The organism is Mesorhizobium sp. M7A.F.Ca.ET.027.03.2.1 (assembly GCF_003999175.1).
Taxonomy (GTDB): Bacteria; Pseudomonadota; Alphaproteobacteria; order Rhizobiales; family Rhizobiaceae; genus Mesorhizobium.
Map to the genome: position 1 here is coordinate 1 of NZ_RZOM01000475.1, position 4,522 is coordinate 4,522.

Genomic DNA, 4,522 nt, shown 5'->3' on the forward strand with positions numbered 1-4,522 from the left:
GATGTGGCAAAGCGACCGTCACCATGACGGTCCTTGGCATGCGCCATGGCGATGTGGCCGGCGGCCTCGTCGATCGCGGCGGCAACGATAGCGCGCGCCTCGCCGGGCGTGGCGTGTTCGAACAGGTTTGCCGGATCGAGCACGATCTTCAGATGCTTCGATCCCATCTCGGCGATCAGCCGGGTCGCATCCCTGGCCGAGGTGACGATGTTGGCCTGCTCAGGCTCGATGCCGAGATCGACACCGGCACCTTCGGCCAGCGCCAGCGCCTTCGCCATCTCGGCGGCCATGTCCGACCAGGCGGCCGGATCGGCATTGTCGGGATGATAGGCCCACTGATCGGCGGCGTTGCGCGAGCCGGTGCAGAGCGTGACCAGCGGGATGCCGAGGGCAGCAGCAGCCTCGATGACAACGGCGAGGCGCCTGAGGCCGTCGTCGCGCACGGCTTTGTCGGGATGCGCCATGTTGTAGGTGCCCGACAGTGCTGCGAGTGAAACGCCGTTCGACTGCGCGGCGGCACGGACGGAGGCGATGGCGTCCGCCGGCACAGCATCCGGCATCGACGGCAGGCCGGCACAGGCCAGATTGAACTGCGTCGTCTCATAGCCAGCTTGCCGCACCGCCGTCAGCACGGCTGCCGGTTCAGTGCCCGGAAAAGTCTTGGCGAAAATGCCGAGACGCATCACACCGCCCCCGAAGCCGAGGCGAGTTCGACTCGCTCGCCTGATTCCACCGAACGCGCGATGGCGACCATGGCGCGGATCGAGGCGATGCCGTCCTCGACATTGGCGCCACGCATCGGCGTGCCGTTCAGCACCGTGTCGGCAAGACCTTCCAACTGGCGGCGGAAGAAATGGCCATCGGCGCCGAGCGGCTTGTGGGCCGTGGCGGTCTTCTCGTGAAATATCTCCACCTCGCTGGCGCGGAAGTACCAAGGGTTGAATGTCCTGGCGATAACGGAGCCGTTCTCGCCATAGAGCTGAAAACCTTCGTGCCAGTCCATGCGCACGGCAACCGTCAGGTCGAGATGGCCGAGCGCGCCGCTGGCGAACTCGGTTTCGACGAACCAGCAATAGGCGCCGAATTTCTCATTGAGGCGGGCGCGCACGGCGACGATATCGCCGCACAGGAAACGCGCCGTGTCGACGAGATGCGAGCCATGGGCCAGCATGAAGTATTGCCTGAGATCGGCCTTGGGATTTCCGGCTGGCTTCCTGGCTAGCCTGCTGGTGACGGGCAGCGGCTGCACGGCATCGGTGTTGGTGTAGCGATGGGTGGAATCGCAGTACCAGGCCTTCAGCGCCAGCACTTCGCCGATCTCGTCGCGAACGAAGTCGCGCGCGGCCTCCAGTGCCGGATCGAAGCGCTTCATGTGGCCGACCTGCAGGATCTTGCCCGAGCGGCTGACCGCTTCGGCCAGCGCCTCGCCCTCCTCGACCGAGGTGCCGATCGGCTTTTCACAGAGAACATGCTTGCCGGCGTTGAGCGCCCTGATCGACATCGGCACGTGATAGGCGTCCGACGTGGCGACGATCACCGCTTCCAGCTCGGGATCAGCGAGCATTGCCTCATAGTCGGAATACATCTTCTGCGGCTCATAGGTCGCGCCCATGCGGGCAAGCAGATCGGGTGCCGCATCGCAGATGGCGTAAAGGTCGGCATTGCCGGCCTTGACGCAGGATTCCAGATGCGCGAACTGCGCGATGGGGCCGCAGCCGAGCACGCCGACCCTGAGGCGTCTGTCCTGTTTCTTGATCATCGTCTCGTTCTTCAGGCGCCGTAGCTGCGCATAGTCTGGCGGTTGGTCTTGACCGCGCCGGCAGGATCGGCGGCGGCCGTTTCGGATTCTTCCTCCAGCACCAGCCAGCCGTTGAAGCGCGGTGCGGTGTTGGCGATCTCGATGACCGCCGGGGTGTCGCAGACGCCCTTGCCGAGCATGGCCCAGGTACCGTTGGCATAGACGTCCTTGAGGTGGATGTAGCGGATGCGGTCGCGGTAGGTGCGCAGCGTATCGGACATGTCCTTGTGGCCGCGCAGTATATGGCCGGTATCCGGTACCCAGCCGACCAGGTCGGGGTCGAGCAAGGCAAAGATCGTGTCGTAGTCGGCGCGGTCGAACAGCAGCGTGTTGTGGTGGGAGCTTGGATGCACCGCAACCTGGACGCCGGCCTTGCGTCCGAGTTCGCCGGCCTTGTTGTAAACCTCGGCGGCGATGGCGAACTTATCCTCGCGCGGGCCGTCGGACACCACCGTGGCCGAGCCCATCGATACCAGCGCATTCGGGAAGGCGGCGGCGAAATCGATCCAGCGCTTGGCGGTTTCGAGGTCGGCGCCGATCTCCTCCTTCAGCGTAAAACCACTGTTCGAGCCAAAGGCGAAGGAAACCAGCGTCAGCCCCGACGCCTTCAGCGCGGCGGCGAACTCCTCCGGCTTGTCGCCATAATGTCCGATCATGGTGTCGGTGATCTCGAGCCCGGCATAGCCACCATCGGCGATCGCCTTCAGCAGATCGTCGGGGCCGCCGGTAAACCGGTCTCCCAGCATTTCCCAGGTGAAGGTCTGGCAGCCGACTTTGAGCTCTTTCACGTTCGTCCTTTCATTCCTTGGTATCGCCTATTGCTTGATGCCACCCTGCGTCGCCGTGGGATGGACGTCCTACTTGACCGAGCCCGCGGTCATGCCGGCGAGGAAGTACCTCTGGGCAACGAGGTAGATGAGCAAGAGCGGTAGCGAGCCGAGCACACTCATTGCCATCATCTGGTTCCATTCGAAGGCGTGCTGCCCCATCAACAGTTGGATGCCGATCGGGACGGTGCGCATGGACGTCGACTTCGTCAGTGTCAGCGCAAAGAGAAATTCGTTCCAGCACAACAGGAAGGTGTAGACCGACGTCGCCACGATACCAGGCAGTGAAATCGGGACGATCACCCGCCAAAGCGCTGTCCAACTGGTGCCGCCATCGACGGCTACGGCTTCATCGAGATCGCGGGGCAAGGTGTTCAGATATCCCGTCATCAGCAGGATCGCGTAGGGCAGCGTAAACACCAGATAGGTCAGGATCAGTGCGACGTAGGTGTCGAAGATACCGTATGAGACGACGAGCCCGAAGAAGGGGATCAAAAGTGTGATCGGCGGAATCGTCTGCGTGCTGATGATGATTGTGTTGAGGCTGCCCTTGCCGCGGAAGTTGAAGCGGCTGAACCCGTAGGCCGCCAGCAGGGCGATCAGCACCGTCAGCACAGTCACCGCTCCCGCCACGAAATAGCTATTGAAGAAGAAGCGCAGCTTTACCGGGTCGCCAAGGATGGCTGCATACGCTTCCAGCGTGAAGGCCTTTGGCAGGATGGTTGGTGGCAGGGCAAAGATTTCGGTATTCGATTTGAACGAGCTGCTCAGCATCCAGTAGATCGGAAATGCCGCGAAAAAGAGCCCCGCTGCAAGCGCTACATGGAGCGCGACGGTGATCAGCCTGTCTTTCGGCGTATGCCTTTTCCTCATGATGACTACCGAGCCTTCTGATAGCGAATATAGAACAGCGTCAGGCCGAGAGAGATCAACAAGATGACCACAGCGCTGGCTGAAGCCTGCGACAGGTTGTAGCTCGAAAACGCCAGCTTGTACGTGTAGGTGCTGAGGACCTCGGTCGAGTAGATCGGGCCACCGCCCGTCGTTATCCAGATTAACGGGAAGACCTGCATGGTCCAGATGAAGTCAAGCAGCGAGATGCTGATGATGATCGGCATCAGCTGCGGAATGGTGATGAAGATCAGCTTCTGGTAGGCTTTCGCCCCGTCGATATCGGCAGCCTCGTAGAAATCCTTGGGAATGCCCTGCAAACCCGCGAGCAGGCTGACCATGAAGAGCGGATAGCCCGCCCAGATGTTGGCAAAGGTGACCGCGCGCAGCGCGGTCTCAGGCGAGGAAAACCATTCGACCTTGGAACCGATGATGCCGATTTGCATGAGAATGCTATTCACGACACCGTTCGGCTCAAGCAGCAGGCGCCAGATCACGGCGATAATCACCGCGGTGAACAGCCAAGGCAGTATATAGAGCACGCGCAGGATATTGCGCAGCGTCGGATTGATGCGGTCGCTGTTCAGCATGAGCGCGAAGGCCATGCCGATGGTCATGTGGAAAATGACACTCATGCATGTGAAGTAGAGCGTGTGCCACAGCGAAGCCCAGAACACGGGGTCGTCGAAGATCGCCTGGTAGTGTTTCAGTCCGGCAAAGGATGGGTCGCGACGCAGCACCGCGCTGTTCTGGAACGAGTAGCCAATCACCGTCACCATCGGCAGCAGCATCAGAAGCCCGATTATGAGCAACGAGGGCGACAGATAGAGGTAGGGTGCGACCGCTCGTTTGAGCTTATGGTGGGAACGCTTTTGCCGGGTCATGTGCCAACCTTGGGATACGCCTTCAAGAGAAGGTAAGCTTCAAAAACAGGTCCACTCAAATTGCCGATCCGTTGTTGCCGGGTGGCCTGCCCGAAGTCAGGCCACCCGGTCGAAGATAGCAA

At 61.3% G+C, this 4,522-nt stretch carries 5 protein-coding genes; all 5 read right to left on the bottom strand.

Annotation, left to right across the window (positions count from 1 at the left end; all coding sequences use genetic code 11):
• Positions 1–683 (bottom strand): sugar phosphate isomerase/epimerase (locus EN750_RS20060; RefSeq protein ID WP_145967788.1); only part of this gene is annotated, 683 nt, incomplete at its 3' end.
• Positions 683–1,759 carry a Gfo/Idh/MocA family oxidoreductase gene (locus EN750_RS20065; RefSeq protein WP_127397437.1) on the bottom strand — a complete coding sequence of 359 codons (1,077 nt, stop codon included), beginning with the start codon at positions 1,757–1,759 and terminating at the stop codon, positions 683–685. The genes EN750_RS20065 and EN750_RS20060, both read right to left, overlap by 1 nt.
• Positions 1,760–1,770: 11 nt before the next feature.
• Positions 1,771–2,544: a sugar phosphate isomerase/epimerase gene (locus EN750_RS20070; RefSeq protein ID WP_127397439.1), complete on the bottom strand. Its 774-nt coding sequence runs from the start codon at positions 2,542–2,544 to the stop codon at positions 1,771–1,773.
• 111 nt (positions 2,545–2,655) lie between these two features.
• Positions 2,656–3,498, bottom strand: a complete 843-nt coding sequence (locus EN750_RS20075) for a carbohydrate ABC transporter permease (protein ID WP_023808790.1) — start codon at positions 3,496–3,498, stop codon at positions 2,656–2,658.
• Positions 3,499–3,503: 5 nt separating this feature from the next.
• Positions 3,504–4,400: a sugar ABC transporter permease gene (locus EN750_RS20080; protein ID WP_127397438.1), complete on the bottom strand. Its 897-nt coding sequence runs from the start codon at positions 4,398–4,400 to the stop codon at positions 3,504–3,506.
• Between the last annotated feature and the right edge of the window lie 122 nt (positions 4,401–4,522).